Origin of the sequence: Bacillus sp. HNG (assembly GCF_003400205.1) — a bacterium.
Classification (GTDB): Bacteria; Bacillota; Bacilli; order Bacillales; family Bacillaceae_L; genus Ferdinandcohnia.
Genome location: NZ_QUQV01000029.1, coordinates 1 through 20,763, shown reverse-complemented (window position 1 = coordinate 20,763; position 20,763 = coordinate 1). Strand labels below are relative to the sequence as shown.

The 20,763-nt window shown below is 37.7% G+C and carries 19 protein-coding genes and 1 riboswitch; of the genes, 17 read left to right on the top strand and 2 right to left on the bottom strand.

All coding sequences use genetic code 11. From position 1 onward, the window contains the following. Positions 1–63 precede the first annotated feature (63 nt). A riboswitch (SAM riboswitch) is annotated at positions 64–172 on the top strand. Between the two features lie 157 nt (positions 173–329). The 9 genes from DZB84_RS23940 (at position 330) to dsdA (ending at position 9,193) form a co-directional block, all read left to right on the top strand. Further along, positions 330–998 (top strand): carboxymuconolactone decarboxylase family protein, encoded by a 669-nt coding sequence (locus DZB84_RS23940; RefSeq protein ID WP_116354800.1) that lies wholly within the window; start codon positions 330–332, stop codon positions 996–998. A 474-nt stretch (positions 999–1,472) separates the two neighbouring features. Then, positions 1,473–1,796 carry a PadR family transcriptional regulator gene (locus DZB84_RS23935; protein ID WP_116354799.1) on the top strand — a complete coding sequence of 108 codons (324 nt, stop codon included), beginning with the start codon at positions 1,473–1,475 and terminating at the stop codon, positions 1,794–1,796. Between the two features lie 4 nt (positions 1,797–1,800). Next, positions 1,801–2,556, top strand: coding sequence for an HAAS domain-containing protein (locus DZB84_RS23930; RefSeq protein ID WP_116354798.1), 756 nt, complete (start codon positions 1,801–1,803; stop codon positions 2,554–2,556). 264 nt (positions 2,557–2,820) lie between these two features. Beyond that, positions 2,821–3,780 (top strand): metal-dependent hydrolase, encoded by a 960-nt coding sequence (locus DZB84_RS23925; protein ID WP_116354797.1) that lies wholly within the window; start codon positions 2,821–2,823, stop codon positions 3,778–3,780. 730 nt (positions 3,781–4,510) lie between these two features. Then, positions 4,511–5,410, top strand: a complete 900-nt coding sequence (ehuB, locus tag DZB84_RS23920) for an ectoine/hydroxyectoine ABC transporter substrate-binding protein EhuB (protein ID WP_116354796.1) — start codon at positions 4,511–4,513, stop codon at positions 5,408–5,410. Between the two features lie 67 nt (positions 5,411–5,477). Beyond that, positions 5,478–6,140 (top strand): amino acid ABC transporter permease, encoded by a 663-nt coding sequence (locus tag DZB84_RS23915; protein WP_116354810.1) that lies wholly within the window; start codon positions 5,478–5,480, stop codon positions 6,138–6,140. Continuing rightward, entirely contained in the window at positions 6,140–6,859 is a 720-nt protein-coding gene (gene ehuD, locus DZB84_RS23910) for an ectoine/hydroxyectoine ABC transporter permease subunit EhuD (protein WP_189655356.1), read from the top strand. The genes DZB84_RS23915 and ehuD overlap by 1 nt, the downstream gene beginning before the upstream one ends. Next, entirely contained in the window at positions 6,852–7,622 is a 771-nt protein-coding gene (ehuA, locus tag DZB84_RS23905; RefSeq protein ID WP_116354794.1) for an ectoine/hydroxyectoine ABC transporter ATP-binding protein EhuA, read from the top strand. The genes ehuD and ehuA overlap by 8 nt, the downstream gene beginning before the upstream one ends. Positions 7,623–7,807: 185 nt before the next feature. Then, on the top strand, positions 7,808–9,193 hold the full coding sequence (dsdA, locus tag DZB84_RS23900) for a D-serine ammonia-lyase (RefSeq protein WP_116354793.1): 1,386 nt from the start codon (positions 7,808–7,810) through the stop codon (positions 9,191–9,193). Between the two features lie 45 nt (positions 9,194–9,238). Here the strand turns inward: dsdA and DZB84_RS23895 are convergent, their stop codons facing one another. Beyond that, positions 9,239–9,868 (bottom strand): homoserine/threonine efflux transporter, encoded by a 630-nt coding sequence (locus DZB84_RS23895; protein ID WP_116354792.1) that lies wholly within the window; start codon positions 9,866–9,868, stop codon positions 9,239–9,241. A 139-nt stretch (positions 9,869–10,007) separates the two neighbouring features. Between DZB84_RS23895 and DZB84_RS23890 the strand changes: the two genes are divergently transcribed. The 3 genes from DZB84_RS23890 to DZB84_RS23880 all read left to right on the top strand — a co-directional run bounded on the left by DZB84_RS23890 (position 10,008) and on the right by DZB84_RS23880 (position 12,870). Beyond that, positions 10,008–10,835 (top strand): TrmB family transcriptional regulator, encoded by an 828-nt coding sequence (locus DZB84_RS23890; protein ID WP_116354791.1) that lies wholly within the window; start codon positions 10,008–10,010, stop codon positions 10,833–10,835. A gap of 216 nt (positions 10,836–11,051) precedes the next feature. Beyond that, positions 11,052–12,374: a short-chain fatty acid transporter gene (locus DZB84_RS23885; RefSeq protein WP_116354790.1), complete on the top strand. Its 1,323-nt coding sequence runs from the start codon at positions 11,052–11,054 to the stop codon at positions 12,372–12,374. Between the two features lie 88 nt (positions 12,375–12,462). After that, positions 12,463–12,870, top strand: a complete 408-nt coding sequence (locus tag DZB84_RS23880; protein WP_116354789.1) for a hypothetical protein — start codon at positions 12,463–12,465, stop codon at positions 12,868–12,870. A gap of 83 nt (positions 12,871–12,953) precedes the next feature. Here the strand turns inward: DZB84_RS23880 and DZB84_RS23875 are convergent, their stop codons facing one another. Continuing rightward, a complete protein-coding gene (locus DZB84_RS23875; protein WP_116354788.1) occupies positions 12,954–13,862 on the bottom strand; it encodes an AraC family transcriptional regulator in 909 nt (302 codons plus the stop codon). Between the two features lie 383 nt (positions 13,863–14,245). Here DZB84_RS23875 and DZB84_RS23870 point away from each other — a divergent pair, with 383 nt between their 5' ends. The 5 genes from DZB84_RS23870 to nadR all read left to right on the top strand — a co-directional run bounded on the left by DZB84_RS23870 (position 14,246) and on the right by nadR (position 20,306). Further along, positions 14,246–16,360: a glycoside hydrolase family 3 protein gene (locus tag DZB84_RS23870; RefSeq protein ID WP_116354787.1), complete on the top strand. Its 2,115-nt coding sequence runs from the start codon at positions 14,246–14,248 to the stop codon at positions 16,358–16,360. A gap of 229 nt (positions 16,361–16,589) precedes the next feature. Continuing rightward, complete coding sequence (locus DZB84_RS23865; protein ID WP_116354786.1) at positions 16,590–17,333, top strand: SDR family NAD(P)-dependent oxidoreductase; 744 nt, start codon at positions 16,590–16,592, stop codon at positions 17,331–17,333. A gap of 407 nt (positions 17,334–17,740) precedes the next feature. Continuing rightward, positions 17,741–18,523, top strand: a complete 783-nt coding sequence (locus DZB84_RS23855) for an NUDIX domain-containing protein (RefSeq protein WP_116354785.1) — start codon at positions 17,741–17,743, stop codon at positions 18,521–18,523. Between the two features lie 62 nt (positions 18,524–18,585). Next, positions 18,586–19,284: a nicotinamide riboside transporter PnuC gene (gene pnuC / locus DZB84_RS23850; protein WP_116354784.1), complete on the top strand. Its 699-nt coding sequence runs from the start codon at positions 18,586–18,588 to the stop codon at positions 19,282–19,284. Then, the gene (gene nadR / locus DZB84_RS23845; protein ID WP_116354783.1) at positions 19,281–20,306 is read left to right on the top strand and encodes a multifunctional transcriptional regulator/nicotinamide-nucleotide adenylyltransferase/ribosylnicotinamide kinase NadR; all 1,026 of its coding nucleotides are present in this window, start codon (positions 19,281–19,283) and stop codon (positions 20,304–20,306) included. Before pnuC ends, nadR begins: the two co-directional genes overlap by 4 nt. Positions 20,307–20,763: the final 457 nt, after the last annotated feature.

Genomic DNA, 20,763 nt, shown 5'->3' with positions numbered 1-20,763 from the left:
GACAAGCTTTTGACCATTCATGTAAGGTAGGAAGTAATAAATTCCTAAATTAAATACGATTTTCTCTTATCAAGAGTCGGGGGAGGAACCTGGTCCGTTGATCCCGCAGCAACCGTTACGATGAATGTATCAAGGTGCTAATTCCAGCAAGCAAATGCTTGAAAGATGAGTGTGGACGTACATAATGCCTCTTCCTCATCGGAAGGGGCTTTTTGAATTTTATATGTTTCACTTAACGAACATTAGGCATCCACATTTTACAAAACTAAGTAAGTTGATGTGAAAAATCGTATTTTAATTGTGGAAAATACCCAAGGGAGAGATGCAAAATGACAGTAACAAAAACAGATAGCTTGTACAAAAAGGAATACTTCGGAAGACTTCCAGAATTAAAACAGTATGCTTCAGAGGTCTTTCAATCTTTCATCAAGTTTGATAGCCAAGCTTTAGCAGCGGGTCGACTTTCAGTGAAACAAAAAGAACTGATAGCCGTGGCGGTCGCACATATCACAGGTTGTCCATATTGCATTGATTTACATGTCGGTAATGCGAAAAAGAATGACTCAACGAAAGAGGAAGTGGCAGAAGCTATTTTTGTTGCGACTGCATTAAAGGCTGGTTCATCTTTAGCCCATGGAGTGAATGCACTCAACGCTTATGATGGGAATGGCGATGAAGAGCTGTATAAGGCATCCTATTTTGCTAGACTGAAAGAATTTGCGGAATTGAGTGGAGAGGCATTTAAAGCATTTATTGATTTTGACAGTAAGTCGCTCAAAGCGCAAAACTTAACAGAAAAGGACAAAGAGTTGATTGCCGTTGCTTGTGCACATACGACAGGTTGTCCGTACTGCATCGATCTTCATACGAAGAATGCTAAAAAAGCAGGAGCCGATTTGGAAGAAATTTCAGAAGCCATCTTCGTTGCCGTTGCATTAAAAGCAGGATCCGCGCTGGCGCACAGTGTGAACGCACTTAACGCATATGATGAGAAGTAATTAGAAACATTATTGTAAAAGAAGGCTCTTTTCTAAAAGATTGTTGCTATTGGAATAAACCGAAGCTATTAATTTAAGCGAAAGGTGGCGACTCCAGCGGGAAAAGCGTGAGACTTGAGACCCCACAGGAGCGATTAGCGACGAGGAGGCTCAAGCCACGCCCGCGGAAAGCGTCCACCTCCTCGAAAATGCATTCGCATTTTCTTCGTGCGGTGCAAATTCAAGGAAGAATTTTCAAAATGCAGCGAAAGCCAATTATGTCAAAAACCACAAAGTTTGGCGAAAACAGCCGAAGAGAAAAATAAAAACCTATTGACAAAAAAATGAATAAAATTTACACTTAAAACAACTATTTTGTATAACAAGATAGTTGTTTTTTATAACCACTATCTTGTTAAACCAACTACCTAAGGATAACTTCATTTTTTTTGTTCACTACCTTGTATAACAAACTAGAGGAGGGAGTAAGATGAAATGTCAATAAGAAGCCAATTGTTAAAGGGAGTATTGGATGGATGTGTGTTGTCTGTCATTGAAAAAGAGCCAGTCTACGGGTATGAGCTTTCACAAAAACTGTTGAATATTGGGTTAGCTGATGTAAGTGAAGGAACCATTTACCCCATTTTATTGAGACTCCAGAAGAATGGACTAATTCGGGGAGAAATGCGCCCTTCCGAATCAGGACCAAATCGGAAATATTATTTTTTGACAGAAAAGGGGCATGAGGCTTTAGAAGTTATTATCGAAGAATGGGAGCAAATTACAAAACCAGTAAACCATTTACTGAAAGGGAGGTAAGAATATGCTATCAACAAAAAGTGAGGCATTTATCGACAATCTCAGAATGTACTTAATGATGTCAGGAAAAAACGATCAAGAAATAAATGAATTAATTGAAGAATTAAAGGATCATCTTATTGAAGTCGAAAAGAGTGGCAGAAGCTTAAATGATATTATTGATCAAACACCAGAACAATATATGGCTTCATTAAAACAAGAAATGAAGACAGATTATAAAAGTCTATTAAAATTCCTTCCACCCTTTTTTCTCGGGGTTATTGCCTATTTCCTCATAGGACCCGCGATAAGAGGAGAGTTTGCACTAAACATTATACAAGTCGTTGGGATGCCCATATTAGCTGTGTTAATGCTAGCGGTTTACGTTTATTTTTTACAGAATGCTGGTCGGAAGCAATACTCCAAGAAGAAGTTTTTTATTGGGAGTGTAATTGCCAGTATGATTGTCACAACCTTAGCAATTCTATTAATCGTGGTAAGTACTCTATTTGTGGATCCTTTTTTTGTAGGTGGTACAACTGCAGATATAGTTGTGATCGTGATTTGCAGTTGCATTTTTGTAGGAACAGCGATTTGGAGTAAGATGTGGTTTCCCATTTGGATACCAGCTTTTCTGATTATCCCTGATATTTTCACCCGTTTTACAGACTGGAGTGTTGAAACAATTCTTATGATTAGCATGGCATCATTTGTATTGATGTTTGTGGTTATCATTTTGAATATCTTGATTCAAGAAAAAAGGAAAAAAAGGTTTGTCTGATCAAGCATAGAAATGAAACGAATATATTAGTCTATGGAAGTCTTATGACAAGATGACAAATTTTACGTTATTTTAATGCGTGTAACATAAATCCATTATAAAAACTATATTTCTTAAAGCGATTTTAACAGCCCCTTAATATTCACTTACTACAATGGTAAAAAGGTAAGTGGATAGAAAGGGGCTTTACATGTTTCCTTGTGATGGAGTTGAGATCTTATTATGGCAAACAAAAGGTAAAATGCTAAAAAGGGGGAGACCAAATTGGATACTGCTACGCATGTTATGACAGGAGTGGGTTTAGCGGGTTTGTCCTTTCTAGACCCAACTATGGCCAATCATCCAGAACTACTTTCATCTATGTTGTTTTGTACAATTGTAGGATCTAATGCTCCTGATATAGATATCATTCATAAGTGGAAAGGGAATGACATTTATGTTCAAAAGCATCGAGGCTTTAGTCATTCGATCCCTGCTCAAGCGATGCTGATTTTTTGTATCGCAGGTAGTGCCACGATGGTCAATGGTGGATTATACTTTTCTACCTTTTTGCTTTGGACCTGTTTAGCAGTACTTCTCCATGTGATATCGGACATTTTTAACATTTATGGAACACAAGCACTTCGACCGTTGCGTAATACCTGGATTGCCTTAAATATCCTGCCAATCTTTGATCCGTTTATTATGTCACTGCATCTACTTGGTACTTTTTTATGGTTAAGTGGTTTATCATCCGGCATTGTGTTTTCTTATATGTATATTCTTATTTTCATCTATGTTTTGCTCCGATATGTCATACAACGCAAGATAAAAAGAAAGCTGCTTTCCAAACGAGATTCAGGAGTAACCTACACGTTAATCCCAATGTTCCGCGTCGATCACTGGGGAATTATTGCCAGTTTAGATGATCGATATAAGCTTGGAAAATATGAAAATGGTTGTATCATTTGGTCAAAAGACATAATGAAAGCAGATGAAAAAAGTAACATTATCCGAGCATCAAAGAAAAATACCTTTGTGCATTTTATAAAAAAACAATCGGATTGCATACATGCCAAGATTATCGAAAAAATGGACGGTTATGAGGTGCATTGGTATGATCTTCGCTATCAATCTAGAATCGATGAACCGTATGTGGCCATTATTAAATTAGATCAAAAGCTTAATTTTGTTAATAGTGAAATAAAACGTGGTTTCATTAGACCCACAGAAAGTGCGGAATAAGGAATGAAGTGGCTACAGTTCACTCTTTACATCTATGAATATACTTTTCAATGCACCGCAATATGTGGTGCTTTTGTATATAAAAATCCTAAGCTATAATTTGTGTTTATGCAAATAATTTTATTTCCCTGAATGTCTTTTTCCTTTTTTATATTCGTCATATTCTCCCCAAGACAAATAGCATAATCCAGCTAATAATGAGAGTAAACTCTAGGTGCTAATGGTGTTTCCAACTGTTGCACCACTTATGGCTTCACTTAAATACTTAACTGCAATTAAAATCGTTGAAGTCGCTATAAATGATATGCCCACGCTTCTTTTAACCAAACTAAATCCCCCAGTGAATTGGTTTTAAACGATCCAATAGATCGTTCATTCGTTTATCCATATTTTAACATATATACCTAGAAAATACAGTAAAATTCAAATTGCATTTTTGGTTGTCCTAAAGATGTGTATACAATTAGACAAATTTGGAGTTCCACACGGATGTCGAGTGATTCGGAGCATACGTACATCTAAACGAGGATGTTTGCCTATCCTCCAAGTCAGCAGCCCAGAGCATACATAATCCCAAAATATCCTGAAATATCCAAAAATATGAGATTTGAGCAATTATTCTAAAAAGATATACAATTTTATTATGTCTTTTGTCTTTTCGTGAATTCAAAAAAGCATCAACAATTAGCAATTTTGCTAGTTTAATAAACTTTTGGGGGTATGTAGATTAATGAAGAAACGATTATCCATTATATTTTTAGTACTAGTCTTTGGAATCATGACAGCTTGTGGCACAGGAGAGGAAGCGGGTGGAACAACTAAGGGGGCCACATCAGGGGGATCTAGTCTAGATGAGTTGAAAGAAAAAGGCACCGTTACGATTGGCTTTGCGAATGAAGCACCATATGCCTATCAAGATCCTAAAACAGGTGAATTAAAAGGGGCAGCTGTGGAGATTGCGACAAAGGTTTTTCACAATATGGGTATTGAAAATGTAGAAGGCCAAATTGCCGAGTGGAATCAGTTGATTCCGGGGGTAAAAGCAGGCAAATTCGATGTCATTACAGCAGGGATGGCGATTTTACCAGAACGTGCTGAACAAGTGGCTTTTGGTGAACCAGAAATTCAATATGGTGAAGGTTTAATTGTTGAAAAAGGAAATCCCTTAGATCTTCACAGCTACACAGATATTGCAGACAATCCGGATGTGATTGTAGCGGTCATGTCTGGTGCAACAGAAATCGAGTTCTTGAAAGAAATGGGTGTGAGCGAAGACCAAATCCTTGAAGTTGCTGATATTCCAGCGACATTCTCTGCTGTCCAATCAGGTCGAGCTCAAGCAACAACTGGTACTGAAATGACAGTGAAAATGGCTTTAGAATCTTCTGATCAAAACGCACTAGAATTTGTTGAAGATTTTGAGCAACCAGATATCAAAGGTGTACCAAGCTATGGTGCAGCAGCATTTGCGACAGGTAACGAAGAATTGAGGGAAGCGTATAACGCAGAACTTCAGAAACTTAAAGATAATGGAGAGATTCTTGATCTCATTACCCCATCTGGATTTGGTGAAGGAAACCTTGTTCCAAATGATTTAACGACGGAACAAGTAGTGGAAAGTTTAAAATAACACGGGGAAAGATGGATTGGTCTCCCAGTATGGGAGATCTTTTTTCATAACAAATGAGGTGAGTCCAATTAGTCAAATAGGTGAAATCTTTTCAATATTACTTCAAGGTCTTAATATCACGATTCTTATTTTAGTTACGTCTGCTTTTTTCTCTTTTTTAATTGCTTTTTTAGCTGGATTTGGTCGCTTGTCAAAGAATTTTTTTATTCGAAAATTCACAGGTTTTTTCGTAGAAATTTTTCGCGGAACTTCGTTAATCATTCAGTTGTTTTGGTTCTTCTACGCACTTCCGATTTTGTTTGGAATTGATTTGGGCTCCGAATTTTGGGCATGTGTGATTGCGATTTCAATGAATTATGGAGCGTATATGTCGGAAACGGTTCGTGGTTCAATCCTCTCTGTTTCACACGGACAAACGGAAGCAGCCATTGCTCTGAATATGTCACGCTTTCAACGCATGAAAATTGTTATTTTGCCCCAGGCAGTGCGGATGATGCTACCGGAATTCGGCAATTATCTGATTCAAATGTTAAAGGCAACCTCACTCATATCACTCGTGGGCTTGGCTGATATTGTGTATAGAGGTCAACTTTATACAAATACCAATCTTTCTTCGACGCCTACTGTATACTTATTCATTCTTATCTTTTACTTTATCATCGCCTTACCGTTAATCGGTTTAACAAAGTGGGCGGAAAAACAATCATCGAAGGGAGTGGCTAGCGAATAATGTGGGATTGGAATATGTTTTTTGGATCACTTCCGATGATTTTCAAAGGGATGTGGGTGACCCTCGGGGTGACCATTGCTTGCTATCTTTTTGCGATGGTATTTGGTTTTGTTTGGGTAATATTAAAACGGATTCCATTTAAACCTTTTCAGTGGGTGGTTTCCTTTGTTCTTGAGTTTATTCGATCGACACCGCCACTCGTGCAATTATTTTTCTTGTTTTTTGGGTTGCCAATGGTTCCATATATTGGAGTGAGCTTAAATCCATTCACAGTTGCTGTACTGGGGCTTGGTGTTCACTTTAGCACATATATATCTGAAATATATCGTTCAGGAATTGAATCAGTCGATAAAGGGCAATGGGAAGCATCTATTGCATTGAACATGTCTATTAAAGATAGATGGACAAAAATAATCCTTCCCCAAGCGATTCCTCCGACGATCCCGATGCTTGGGAATTATTTGATCATCATGTTCAAGGAAGTACCTTTGACGTCAACAGTTGGTGTTGCAGGTATGCTGCTCATGGCAGATAAATTTGGTGCGAGAAATTGGGCGTATTTAGAACCCTATACATTAGTGGCTCTTTTCTTCTTGCTTTTAAGTTATCCATCAGCAGTCTTAATAAAGAAATTAGAAAACAAACTGAATCGACGATTTGATAAGAAAGATCCAACAGGAACTAAAAGTGTAAAGAAGGGAGTGGCAATCGATGGCTGAGCCGATTGTAACCTATAAAAATGTGACAAAATCTTTCGGTGATGTTGATGTCTTAAAGGGGATTAACTTAGATATCGCACCTGCTGAAAAAATCGCCTTGATTGGACCAAGTGGGTCTGGGAAAACGACGATTATTCGTTTATTAATGACATTGGAGGAACCCACTTCAGGGGTCATCGAAGTTGATGGTCAAAACCTTTGGCAAATGGAGAAAAAAGGGGAATTAGTAAGAGCGAACGAAAACCATTTAAGGCAAATAAGAGGGGAAATCGGGATGGTATTCCAACACTTTAATTTGTTCCCACATATGACCATTCTAGAAAACTGTATGACAGGTCCCATTCATGTAAAAGGTCATTCCAAAGAAGAGGCCAGGAAAAATGCAATTGAAATGCTAGAAAAGGTTGGGCTGGGTGATAAATTAGATAACTATCCAAATCAGCTTTCCGGCGGTCAAAAGCAACGGGTAGCGATGGCACGTGCTCTCGTGATGCGTCCGAAAGTGATGCTATTTGATGAGGTAACCTCCGCCCTTGATCCAGAGCTTGTTGGCGAGGTTTTAGAGGTCATCCGTGACATTGCCAAAGAAGGGGAAATGGCGATGGTCCTGGTTACCCATGAAATGGACTTTGCACGAGATGTTGCCGATCGGATCATCTTCTTGGAGAACGGTGTTATTGCTGAAGAAGGAACACCTGAAGAGGTGTTAGAAAATACGGAAAGCGAACGTCTGCAGCAGTTTCTAAGTCGTTTTCGGTCTTGAAAATCTGGGGAAAACCAAATACCAATTAAATCATTTGTGGAAAAGGTGAGACATCGTATGGTCTCGCCTTCTCTTTTGGACTACAAGAATTTAAAGGATAATCAGAGCTTGTAGAGAATACATTGAATTGTATATTTTTTGCAACGTTGAAAAGTAAAGCCGTAAAAATTTCTGGGGGTGCTTGGATGGAGCGTATCTTAGGAAAAACAAAAGATGAATGGATTCAAACCTTTCCTTTAGTAGAAAAACTTATCTTAACCGAGGAGGTTTTTTGGAGTAATCCGAAATACCAAGATTTTGAAAGGGCCATTCAACTTGTTTCTTTAGGAATCCAGGATGTTCGTGATGCGGAAGAAAGATTAAAAAGATTTTCACCTTACCTTGCTCGTGCTTTTCCAGAGACAAGGGAAATGAATGGAATCATTGAATCACCCTTAAAGGAAATTTCTGCGATGCAGAGTTCTTTAGAAAGGTATATGAATAAAAAGATAGAAGGGAAAGTGCTTGTAAAATGTGATAGTCATTTACCGATTTCGGGGTCGATTAAAGCAAGAGGCGGTATTTATGAAGTGTTAAAGCATGCTGAAGGCTTAGCTATTGATAATAAGCTTTTAACTAAGGAAGAAGATTATACCAAACTCGATAGTGATTCATTTAGAAAGTTCTTTTCCGACTATTCGATTGTTGTGGGTTCAACCGGGAATCTTGGATTAAGTATTGGAATTATCAGTGCAAAACTAGGATTTAAAGTAACGGTTCATATGTCAGCCGATGCAAAGCAATGGAAAAAGGAACTGCTCCGAAGTAAGGGAGTAACAGTGATTGAACATGAATTGGACTATAGTGTTGCAGTTGAACAAGGAAGAAAGCAGTCCGAGAGAGATCCTAACAGCTATTTTATAGACGATGAAAATTCAACCAATTTGTTTTTAGGGTATGCCGTAGCCGCATCAAGGCTACAAAAACAACTAGAGGCGATGGATATTACAATAGATGAAGATCATCCGTTGTTTGTGTACCTTCCATGTGGAGTTGGAGGAGGACCAGGAGGGGTGGCCTTTGGTCTGAAACTCATTTTTAAAGACCATGTCCATTGCTTTTTTGCGGAACCGACCCATTCTCCTTGTATGTTATTGGGGCTATTAACCGAACAACACGACAAAATTTCGGTCCAAGATTTTGGAATCGATAACAAAACGGCTGCAGATGGATTAGCGGTTGGAAGACCATCGGGATTCGTTGGTAAAACATTGGAACACCTGATTAGTGGGGTTTACACCGTTGAAGATGATCAACTATTCGCTTATCTCGTTATGTTGGCACAAACGGAAGACATGTATTTAGAACCATCTGCATTAGCAGGTATTGCTGGTCCAGCGCGATTATTTACAGAACGAGAAGGAAGAAACTATATCCATAAAAATCAACTAACAGAAAAAATGAAACAAGTGGTACACATTTCGTGGGGAACGGGAGGCAGCATGGTTCCAAAAGAAATAATGGATTCATATGTAGAAACAGGAATAAAAGTATTAGTATCGAAGGAATACAAGGACCTCAACTTAAGTTAAACGAAAAAACCGTTCAGTGATCTGAACGGTGAAAATGTATAAGATTTATATTCCAGTTTTAACGCCAAAACCTATTAAAAGGATGCCCGTTGATTTTTGGAAAACTTTTTGGAATTTGGAGTTATTTAACCATTTTTTTGCGAAATCAATTACATAAACAAGGGTAAGAAACCATAATACAGCGAGAAAAGTAAGGATGAATGCTAACAAAAACAATTGCTGATTTACATTTCCGCTCAAATCAATAAATTGAGGCATGATCGTGATATAAACCAAAACAGTCTTTGGATTAAGAACATTACTGAGTAAAGCTTGCATAAAGGACTCTTTATTATGCAGGCTTTTAGAATTGCTGGGAGCATTTGCTTGTTCTTGAATTTCTTTTAAAGAAAACACACTTTTAGTGAAAAAACTTTTTATGCCCAAATAAATTAAGTATGCAGCCCCTAAATATTTAATTGTACTGAAAAGAATCACAGACTTTGCAATGACAACAGATAATCCAAGAATAGCAATAAGCGTCCAAAAAGAAAGTCCTGTTGCCATTCCGAGAACAGTATAACGTCCAGCTTTTGATCCGTAGCTGAGCGTATTCTTTACTAAGAGCATCGTATCTGCACCGGGAATAACAACCATCATTGCAGCAATTGAAATGTATGTTAGTAAACTATCCATCTAGTTTCTCCTTCCACCTACAATAGTGACTACTTAGGTAACTACTTAAAAAGTATATCAGATGGACTTGGAAATAATCAACAGAATTTGTTAGTATATTAGTTACAATGGTAGCGACTAAGGTTGTGTTGGAGGGTTTATGAAGGAAAACATTTTAGAAACGTTAAAAAACCTAAATTTTACTGAATATGAAGCGAAAGCATATCTTACCTTATTGGAAGACTCACCCTTAACGGGCTATGCAGTAGCAAAAAACTCTGGTGTCCCACGTTCAAAAATCTATGAGGTTTTGGATAGTCTCACTTTAAGAGGGGATATCCTGATTAGTCCTGGAAATACAGCACAGTATATTCCTGTTCCTGCAAAGGAGCTAATAAAAAACCGCCGAATCAAAGCAGAAGAGAATTTTGAAAGAGCAGAAAAATCATTAGCGGAATTTGAACGTTCTACAAATGACCGTGAAAATATTTGGAATATCATGGGACGTAATGAAATACTTGAAAAGGTAAAAGATTGTATAGGATTAGCCAACAAACGAATTCTTTTGGAGGTTTGGAAAGAGGAATTTGAAGAACTAGAGTCTGAACTAAGACAAGCGGCAAAACGAGGAGTCAACGTAACAATTATTGCATATGGCGAAATTATCTCCGATTTCGCGAATGTCTACCTCCATTATATGGGGGATAAAATTACTGAAGAGTATGGTGGACGATGGCTTGTTATGAGTGGAGATGATTCTGAAGTCGTAGCAGGTATTGTATCGCTGGACAATGATAGCCGTGCAGCTTGGTCAAGGCATGTTGGATTAGTGATGCCAATTACAGAAGTCATGATTCATGATCTATATATCATGGAAATGATGGAGGAACATAGAGAGGTTTTAGAGGAAAGCTTTGGGAAAAACCTCATTAATTTACGTCGCAAATTTTCCATTCATCCAGATTTTAAAAAGCATTATATGAAATAGAGTTTGCATTTCTAGAAAGCTATAACACTCACGAATGTTGATTATTCAATGTTTGTGGGTGTTTTTAATTTTTGTAAAGTTATAAATGAAGATCATAGATTGTGGTGTCTAAATATGACTTTCATATTACCAACTCCTAACAACAACTATTATCTTGTATATTTTTAAAATAGTTAGAATATAATCAATTGACATTTAAACAAGGGGAGTGTGAAAATGGGAGTTGTAACCAGATTTTTTGTCCGACTCGTTCAGCGTTTTCTACCAGATGCCTTTATCTTTGCGATCATTCTAACTTTCTTAGTGTTTGTAATGGGTATCTTGTTTACAGAAAGCGGACCAGTTCAGATGGTTTCGCATTGGGGGACAGGATTTTGGGATTTACTTGCTTTTACCATGCAAATGTCTTTGGTCGTAGTAACAGGGTATGTATTAGCCAACGCACCTGTAATTAAGAATTTCTTAGCTCGTTTGAGTAAATTGGCTAAAACGCCTGCACATGCAGTCATGCTTGTAACGTTTGTGGCAACAATCGCCTGTTTAATTAACTATGGATTTGGACTAGTAGTGGGAGCGCTATTTGCCATCCATGTGGCCAGGCAAGTACCATCTGCAGATTTCCGTATTTTAGTAGCGGGAGCTTATAGTGGATTCTTGGTTTGGCATGGTGGATTTTCAGCGTCCATTCCATTGACAGTTGCAACATCTGGTCACTTTTTAGAAAAAGAAATGGGAGTCATTCCGGTAAGTGAAACTCTTTTTAGTCCATCCAATCTTTTTATTGTGGGGGCATTAGTAGTAACACTTCCAATATTTAATAGGTTTTTAATGAAAAGCGGGAATACGCTATACGAAGACCGTTCCCGTTGGGTGATCCCAGAAGAAACGGTTGCTCCAAAAGAAGAGAAAACTCCATCCACACCAGCAGAAAAAGTTGAAAACAGTGTGATCGTTTCCATGTTGATTGGGATCATGGGATTGGGCTTTATCGTCTATCATTTTGTTACCAAAGGCTTCGATTTAAATATTAATATCGTAAACTTTATTTTCTTATTCTTAGGAATCATGTTACATAAAACACCGAAACAGTTCTTAGACACGGTAACGAACGGAGTAAAAAATGCAGGGGGTATTATCATTCAATTCCCGTTCTATGCTGGGATTATGGGAATGGTTACTTTATCAGGACTTTCCGAGCAAATTGCTTTGTGGTTCCTCACTTTTTCTAATGCGCACACGTTGCCTTTCTTTTCGTTTCTCAGTGGAGGGCTTATCAACGTATTTGTACCATCCGGTGGTGGTCAGTGGGCAGTTCAGGGACCTATTATGATCAAAGCAGCGGCGGCTATCGATGCAGATCTTGCGAAAACCGCAATGGGTGTTGCGTGGGGAGACGCCTGGACCAATATGATTCAACCATTCTGGGCGTTGCCTGCTTTAGCAATTGCAGGGTTGCATATTCGTGATATCATGGGCTTCTGTGTCATGATTCTTCTTTATAGCTTTATTCCGATTAGTATTGGTCTTCTACTGTTTTAACAAGTAGGCAAACGGGTTGGCCGTTTGCCTTTCTTTCTGTATAAAATCTTGGCTTTAACACACCTGAAAAAGATGGAGGGATCTTTTTATGACAAAAATAGTTGGTAAATTATTTTTAACAATTATATTTGTTTTACTTTTAACTGGATGTACGTCAAACAAAACCCCACATTTAAAAGGAGCTTATCAAAGTGAACATTTGGAGGGTTATATTGTACAGATGTCATTTCAACCAGAGGAACAAAGTTTTGTTGAATACATTGATAACAGGGAAGTCGATAAAGGAACTTATGAAGAAATGGAAGATGGTGTGTACAAAATATACGGTGACATCCAAGAATTTGACATTAAATTAAATAAGGATAACTCTTTTGATTTGATCGTAAAAAAGATAAATGGGGGTAATCCAATCAAATTGAAAAATATCGATGACACCCCAATATATTTTGGTACAGAATTTGATGATGTCGATGAATACAAGGCTTTAATAGAATGAAGATTCGCCAAGAGTCCTTTTCCTTTGCGATTTCAATAAAAACAGGATGAGAAAAAGGGCTAATTCTAATTGGAACTACAGGACTACACCCTAAACTCCTTTTGCAAGTTTTTGGGAGATAGATTATATTCCTTTTTAAAGAGCCGATAAAAACTTGAGTAATCTTGAAAACCACATTTGGTGGCAATTTCCTCGATAGAGAACTCATTTTGCTTAATTAAGGCAACCGCGGTTGCAAGTCGTTTTAATAATACATATCGATAAAAGGGCACCTTCATGTGGTTCTTAAAATAATGAGAAAAATAATATTTGTTTAAATGAAAATGTCTGGATATGTTGTCTAAATTCATTTGTGAATCGGTCAAATGTTTTTCAATGTATTCGATAATAGAATGCAAACGTTGGTCGGTATCACTGCTTAGACTACTTGTGAGCTTACTACTGGCTGGATGTAAGATCATTTCGATTGCACGAAATAATAGATAATGTAAGGCAAAGGAATAAGGGTCACGATTGCCTTTAATACCATTACTAATTTCTTGGAAGAGTGAAAGAATTTCCTTTAACTTTTCTGAGTGGAGATGAACGACGTAAGAACCCAGTGTTTTATGATAAATGATGCTATCACTCATGGAAGGAGAAATCGATAAAAATTCAGCCAATAACGATTCACTGATAGTCGTTACAATTCTCTCATAGTTGTCAAAATCGCTTACTTCTGCCTTATGTACTGCATAAGGGGGGATGATGACAACATCCCCTTTGGTAAGGGAATATATTTGTCCTTCACAAAAAAATTCACATTCCCCTCCTAAAAACACGAGAACCTCCATCGCGTCGTGACTATGCAAGCGGAATAAAGGCTCGATTTCAGAATAATTCTCTGAAGTTTTGTCAGGCTTTCTGCCCCAATCGTGTGATTGATAGTGTTTGCTCCAATAATAAACCTCAAAATTCTCATTCAATACGGGCATAAATGTAGATTCTTTCATAAACGGCTCCTTTTAAGAAAGGTAAAAAACTATAAACCTCTTACGTTTTTTGCGTCTAGCATAAGCACTCAGCGCGGAGTCGCAATGGCTATTTGATGTTTCCAAGAAAGGATTTTGCGTTCTTTGAACAGCAAGATATACAATATTTTAAGCAAAAATAACAATTTATTTCATAAAATTCATTGATATTATATCATTATAATCTTAGTGAAATAAAGACTTAGAGGTTATGAAAACCCTATCTTGAGGCAAAGTATGAAAATGAAAGCCTTGTCTTTTGCATATATAGTAGATTTACTTTACATCTAGTTTGTGATCTCTAGCAATATCAATGGTTTAAACACTAAAGAAATTGAAATAATAATCCTTTAGGAGGAACTAACATGCAAAAACAACCCGATTTACAAGTTAGAACGAAAAAGCTTATTGAACAGGATGGTTTGAAATTTAAAGATTTAAATAATAATGGGAAGCTTGATCCTTATGAAGATTGGCGCTTAAGCCCAGAAGAACGTGCGAAAAATCTGGTTTCCTTGATGAACATCGATGAAAAAATTGGAATGATGCTGATTAATTCAAGGAAAATGGGACTTGCCCAGGAAGACAAGAGCAAGACAAGCCATGAAGGCGTCTTAGATGAAAGTATTATCGAAAAAGGCGAAACGATTTTTGCTACTAGCAAAGTATATGGAACCACTCATACGATAGCAAACAGGCACTTACGTCATTTCATTCTAAGAGATAACTTTACCCCTGCTGAAATGGCGGAATGGGTTAACGCGATGAATGAAGTAGCAGAAGGAACACGCTTAGGGATTCCCGTTATCATTGCATCGAACTCCAGAAATGAAAATGGCGAAGCTGTCTTCGGTATGAATGATGCCATAGGCATTTTCTCCACATGGCCAGGAACTTTAGGATTGGCAGCAGCGGCAAAAGGGGATATCCAAAATGGTGGCGATGCTTCCCTTATTAGTGAATTTGCTAGCATTGCCCGTAAAGAATGGAATGCGACTGGTTTAAGAAAAGGGTATATGTATATGGCAGATGTGGTAACAGACCCGAGATGGCAGCGTACGTATGGAACATTCGGAGAAGACCCAGAGTTTATTGCTGATGTAATCGGTCGTATCATTGACGAATTCCAAGGAGAAACCTTAGGAAAAGATAGCATTGCAATGACAACGAAGCATTTCCCAGGTGGGGGAGCAAGAGAAAATGGCTTTGACCCTCACTATGAAGAAGGAAAATGGAACCTATACCCAACTCCAGGTAGCTTAGAAAAATATCATCTACCACCATTTAGAGCAGCAGCTGAACATGGAACATCTTCCATTATGCCGTACTACTCGATTCCAAGTATTAAGAAAAGTGTGGTTCAGGAGTTTGAAGGAGAAGAGATTCCATTTGAAGAGGTTGGATTTACATTTAATCATTATTTCATCAACCATATCCTTCGTGGAAAGCTTGGTTTCAAGGGCTATGTAAATAGTGATAGTGGAATCGTAAATAACATGAGCTGGGGAATGGAAAAAAGTAGTGAAGCGGAACGCTTTGCTAAAGCAATCAATGCAGGTACTGATATAGTAGCCGATACAAATGATATTGAAAATCTAAAATTGGCAATTAGCAAAGGATGGATTAGTGAAAAACGGATTGATGAGTCCAATGTACGACTCTTAACTGAAATGTTCGCTTTAGGTCTATTTGATGAGCGTACGTACAATGATCCAGAAAAGGCAACAGAGATTGTCAGCACAAAATCGCATTGGGAATCAGCATACGAAGCGCACAAAAAATCAGTGACCGTACTGAAAAATTCAAATGAAGCCCTACCACTAACAGCTGACAAGCTGGCTGGAAAAATGGTCTATATTGAAGTTTTCCATAAGGAACAGGAAAGAGCAGCTTCTTACACGGAAAAGGCGAGAAATGAAGCAAAAGAACTCGGACTGTTTACGCTAACTGATCACTATGAAGAAGCCGATGCAGCGATTCTATTCCTACATCCAAAATCTGGTTCTTACTTTAATGCCACACCAGGTTTACTTGAGCTTGAAATATGTGAGGATAAAGTAAATTCCGCAATCGATGGGTCATTGTATCAAGAGACGACTTTAAGTGGGCTAGATCATCTGAAAGAAATCGCGGATAGTGTTCATAGTCGCGGTGGTAAAGTCGTGATGAGTGTAAATATTATCCTTCCATGGATATTAGGAAATGTAGAACCAATGGCAGACGCGTTAATTGCGGGTTACGATACATTCCACAAAGCACAGCTTGAAGTGATTGCAGGGAATCATAAGCCAACTGGTGTCTTACCAATAACTTTACCGGCAAGTGAAGAAGTAATTGCTGTTTACCAAAATGGAGATTGTGTATCCCCTAATGACGTGCCAGGTTATGATAAAGACAAATACATGCCTGCAGGAATGAGTTATGCCTATGAAGACAGTGACGGCAACGTTTATAGACTTGGACATGGGTTGAAGTATTAATGATAAAAGAAAAATCACAGGTGAGAAGCCTGTGATTTTTTTTGTGGATTAGGTGATATGATAGGGATTCACTTGATGAAAAGGTCGACTGTCCATATTCTGAAAAATTGATAAGAATAAAGGAAAGCCCGTCGACAGATAATAGTTGTGGATTAGGAAAATAAGTTTAAGTGAATTTTTTAAAATTAGAGTGGTTACCTATTTTTTTGTTAAATTGGAGGAATACATAATGGCTAAATTAGACGGTAAAGTAGCAATCATTACAGGCGCAGCGCAGGGTATGGGGGCTATGCATGCTCGTAAATTTGTGGAAGAAGGAGCAAAAGTAGCGATTACTGACCTTAACATGGAGGGTGCCCAAAAACTAGCAGATGAATTAGGAGAAAACGCAATCGCTCTTAAACTAGATGTTGCTAGTGAGGAGAATTGGATAGAAGTCGTAGCAAAAACAGAAGAAACATTTGGTCCTATCAATGTGTTAGTAAACAACGCAGGGATTGGAATCTTCAAAACATTAGAGGAACTAACTGTAAAAGACTTTGAATTAACATTTAAAGTAGATGAGCTTGGTGTATTCTTAGGTATGCAAAAAGTGGTGCCTTCCATGAAAAAAGCTGGTGTAGGTTCCATTGTTAATATTTCATCTGTAGATGGTTTGGTTAGTGCACCAACCGCTATTGCTTATAGTGCCTCTAAACATGCTGTTACTGGTATGACAAAAGGTGCAGCTGCTGAACTTGGACAACATAACATCCGTGTGAATTCTGTGCATCCAGGAATTATTAAAACACCTATGGCTGATCAACCAGATGTAGAAGAATATCTAAAGCAACTTGAACAAGATATTCCACTAAGAAGAAGAGCAGAAGTGGAAGAAGTATCTAATTTAGTTATCTACCTTGCTTCGGATGATTCAAGCTATTCAACAGGAGCTCAATTTGTCGTAGATGGTGGAATGATTTCTGACCTATAATTGAATTTTAGAGACAATCACAGGTGAACATGACCTGTGATTTTTTTGTTTTGTCAGATTGGCTGATACCATTTTTAAAGAGAACCTGGTACATCTGACATATGTGATTGATTTGTGCTGTGATGATGACTTAATTCCCTATTATGAGAAGATTGGGATGTTTATATCAAATGGAATGCTGTTAGAAATTACGAAATGCAGTCGGGTATTTCAAATAAGTAAATAATAATTCCGTTTTTTTAATTAAATAAGGACTAGGTCAATAAACGAAGTAACAGGTGTTTTTTGAGAAATATCGATTTATGTCGATAATTTCATGTAACATATTTTTCAAGTTTTTGATATAATACTAATAACAATTAACAAAATGTTAATAAAAAGACAAGAGAATTAGAGGTGACCAATAGATGAGTGAGGATTTGTTAAGTTATGATGTGAGTAAGTATCGAACCCCTGATGGATATACAAGTGATATTGCTGTTTTTACAATTATTTCAACGGAAGTGGGTCCTTATAAGCCGCCAGAAAAAACGTTAAAAATTATGTTGATTAAACGAGCGGAGGTAACAAAAGATAGTGAGCCTAATATTGAAGGAGGAAAATGGGCGTTGCCTGGTGGGTTTGTTAAACCAGAGGAAACGGCATATGATGCAGCTGTTCGTGAATTAAGAGAAGAAACGGGTGTAGAAGGGTTAAAGGTCAAGAGCTTTGGCGTTTACGACAAATTAGGTCGTGATAAGCGGGGATGGATTATTTCAAATGCTCATTATGCGATCGTTCCAGAAAATGAACTAGTAAAAAGGAGAGCAGCAACTGACGCAGACGAAGTAGCGTTATTCTCGATGGATGAAGTGTTTAAGCTGGACCTTGCATTTGATCACAAGGTAATTATCGATGATGCGTTATGGTTCATCAAAAAGGATATGTCTTTAACAACGCTAGCAAAAAACTTTTTACCAAAAGAATTTGTCTTGTCTGAACTGCAAGGGGTATTGCTAACAGTCATGGATGAGCCATGGTTAAAACTAGATTCTCAATTTTTTAGAAAGGCCCCAACGCTTCCGTTTATTGAAAAAGTCGTGAAGGATGGAGTACCTCAGAAAACAAATCGTTGGTCGAAAAATAAAGCTCAGCTTTATCGATTTAATGATTTTGAACCGTATGTATCGATCTATAATGCCAAATATTAAAATTTTTTTCTTTATTATAATTAACAATTTGTTAATTAATAACCATAAAGGAGTGGAGCAAAATGAGGCTTTTAAAAGACTGGACCTTGTTTGAAAAGGTATGGCTTGTGACGTTTACGCTTGTGAATGTGTATTTGTTTTTTGTCTGGGATGATACAATTCTTGGATTCATTACTTCAATTTCAGGAATGCTTTGTGTGGTGTTGGTTGCGAAAGGGAAGATTAGTAACTATTATTTTGGGATTATCCAAACGGGTACCTATGCATATATAGCTTACGGTTATGCCCTTTATGGCGAGGTTATGTTAAATGCCTTGTTTTATTTTCCACTACAGTTTGTTGGACTTTATTTATGGAACAAACATAAAACAAAACAAACCGTACAAGGAGAAGAAATTCAAGTCAGTGTTTTAACCAACAAAGGATGGACCTACACATTATCTTCATTCCTTGTCATTTTTGTTCTATATGCTATTCTTCTAGAAAAAATAGGCGGCAATGTCGTCTGGATTGATTCCGCTACGACGACATTATCGGTGATTGCCCAGATTTTAATGCTCAAACGTTTCACTGAACAATGGTTATTTTGGATTGCGGTGAATGTACTTTCCATTGCACTTTGGATGAAGGCTTTGATTTTACAAGGAGGAAACGATGTATCCATGCTTGTTATGTGGTCGGCCTTTCTGATTAATAGTATTTACGGATATTACAACTGGTCAAAAGTATATAAAAAGCAGAAGCGGGAGGAGATTTTATGAAAAAGGTTGGATTTTACGGTGGAAAGTTTTTACCTTTGCATCAAGGGCATGTGTACGCCATCATCAAAGCTTCCACGATGGTTGAGGAATTGTTTGTCGTGTTGTCTCATAGTGCAAAGAGGGATCAAGAGCTTTGTGAAGAGAGCAAGTTTCCATATATTCCAAGTCGAATCCGGCTCCGCTGGCTTTCCCAACTGACGAAGGATATGAAGAACGTCAAGGTCATAGAAGTGGAGGATCATGATGGGAATGAGGATTACAATTGGAAGGAAGGATCCATAAAAATAAAAAAGGCAATCGGGAAGAACATTGATGTGGTATTCAGCTCTGAAATGGGATATGACCCGATTTTTCAAGAACTCTATCCGGAGGCAACGCATTGTTTGATTGATGAAAAAAGGGAACAGATTCCGATATCGGCAACTGAGATTCGAAATAAAGGTGTCTTCCACTACTGGGACCACATTCCTGAGATAGCGAAACCGTATTTTGTCAAAAAGGTCGTCATTTTGGGTACGGAAAGCTGTGGAAAATCAACACTTACGAGAAACCTAGCACTCATGTATAACACAACGTATGTAAGCGAATATGGCAGGGAAATCTGTGAAGAGCTAGGAGGGTGTGATGGAATTATGGTAGACGAAGATTACCCTCTGATTGCATACGGTCATAAACTAAAAGAATATGAAGCTAGTAAGAATGCCAATAAAATTGTCTTTATTGACACCGAGGCTGCTGTCACTCAATTCTATTCAGAACTGTATAATCGTAAAACACAGCAGGTCTTAGCTGAAATTGGCAGTACCCAACAATATGATCTCTGCTTATTTTTAGAGCCTGACGTTAAATGGGTGGACGATGGATTACGGGTGCACGGGGAACAACAGGTTCGCGAAGAAAATAATCAGCGCTTGAAGGCATTGTTGAATGAGTATGACATACCGTTTGTGAGCATTAGTGGGAACTATCAAGAGAGACTAGAAAAAGCGATTGAGTTGATACGGGAAAGGGTAGGGTTATAGAGTCTTATCTTAAAAAATGTTTTAGGGTTACAGAAAATTGGAGTGTACGCATTTGTGCTGGGGGCCTGGTCATTATTATTCACGATGCACTACTTGAAATGATTGTAAGAAAACATAAGCCAACTGGTGTCTTACCATTACCCTTACCAGCAAGTGATTAGCGTTTACCAAAATGGAGATTGTGTGTCACCAAATGACGTTGAGGATATGATAAAGACAAATACATGCCGGCGGGAAAGAGTTATGTCTTTTAAATACAGTGACGGCAATGTTTATAAAATTTCACAGGGGTTGAAGTATTAATGAATAAAAAGAAAAGTCACAGGTGAGAATGATATGCTCCCCTAAAGGTAGACAGATGAAATAAAAAAATCTGTTTCCTTTGGGGGAGTTTTTTGTATGGCTAAAAGTAAGTTTTCTAAGGAAGAAAAATATAAAATTTTAAAAGCTTATGAAA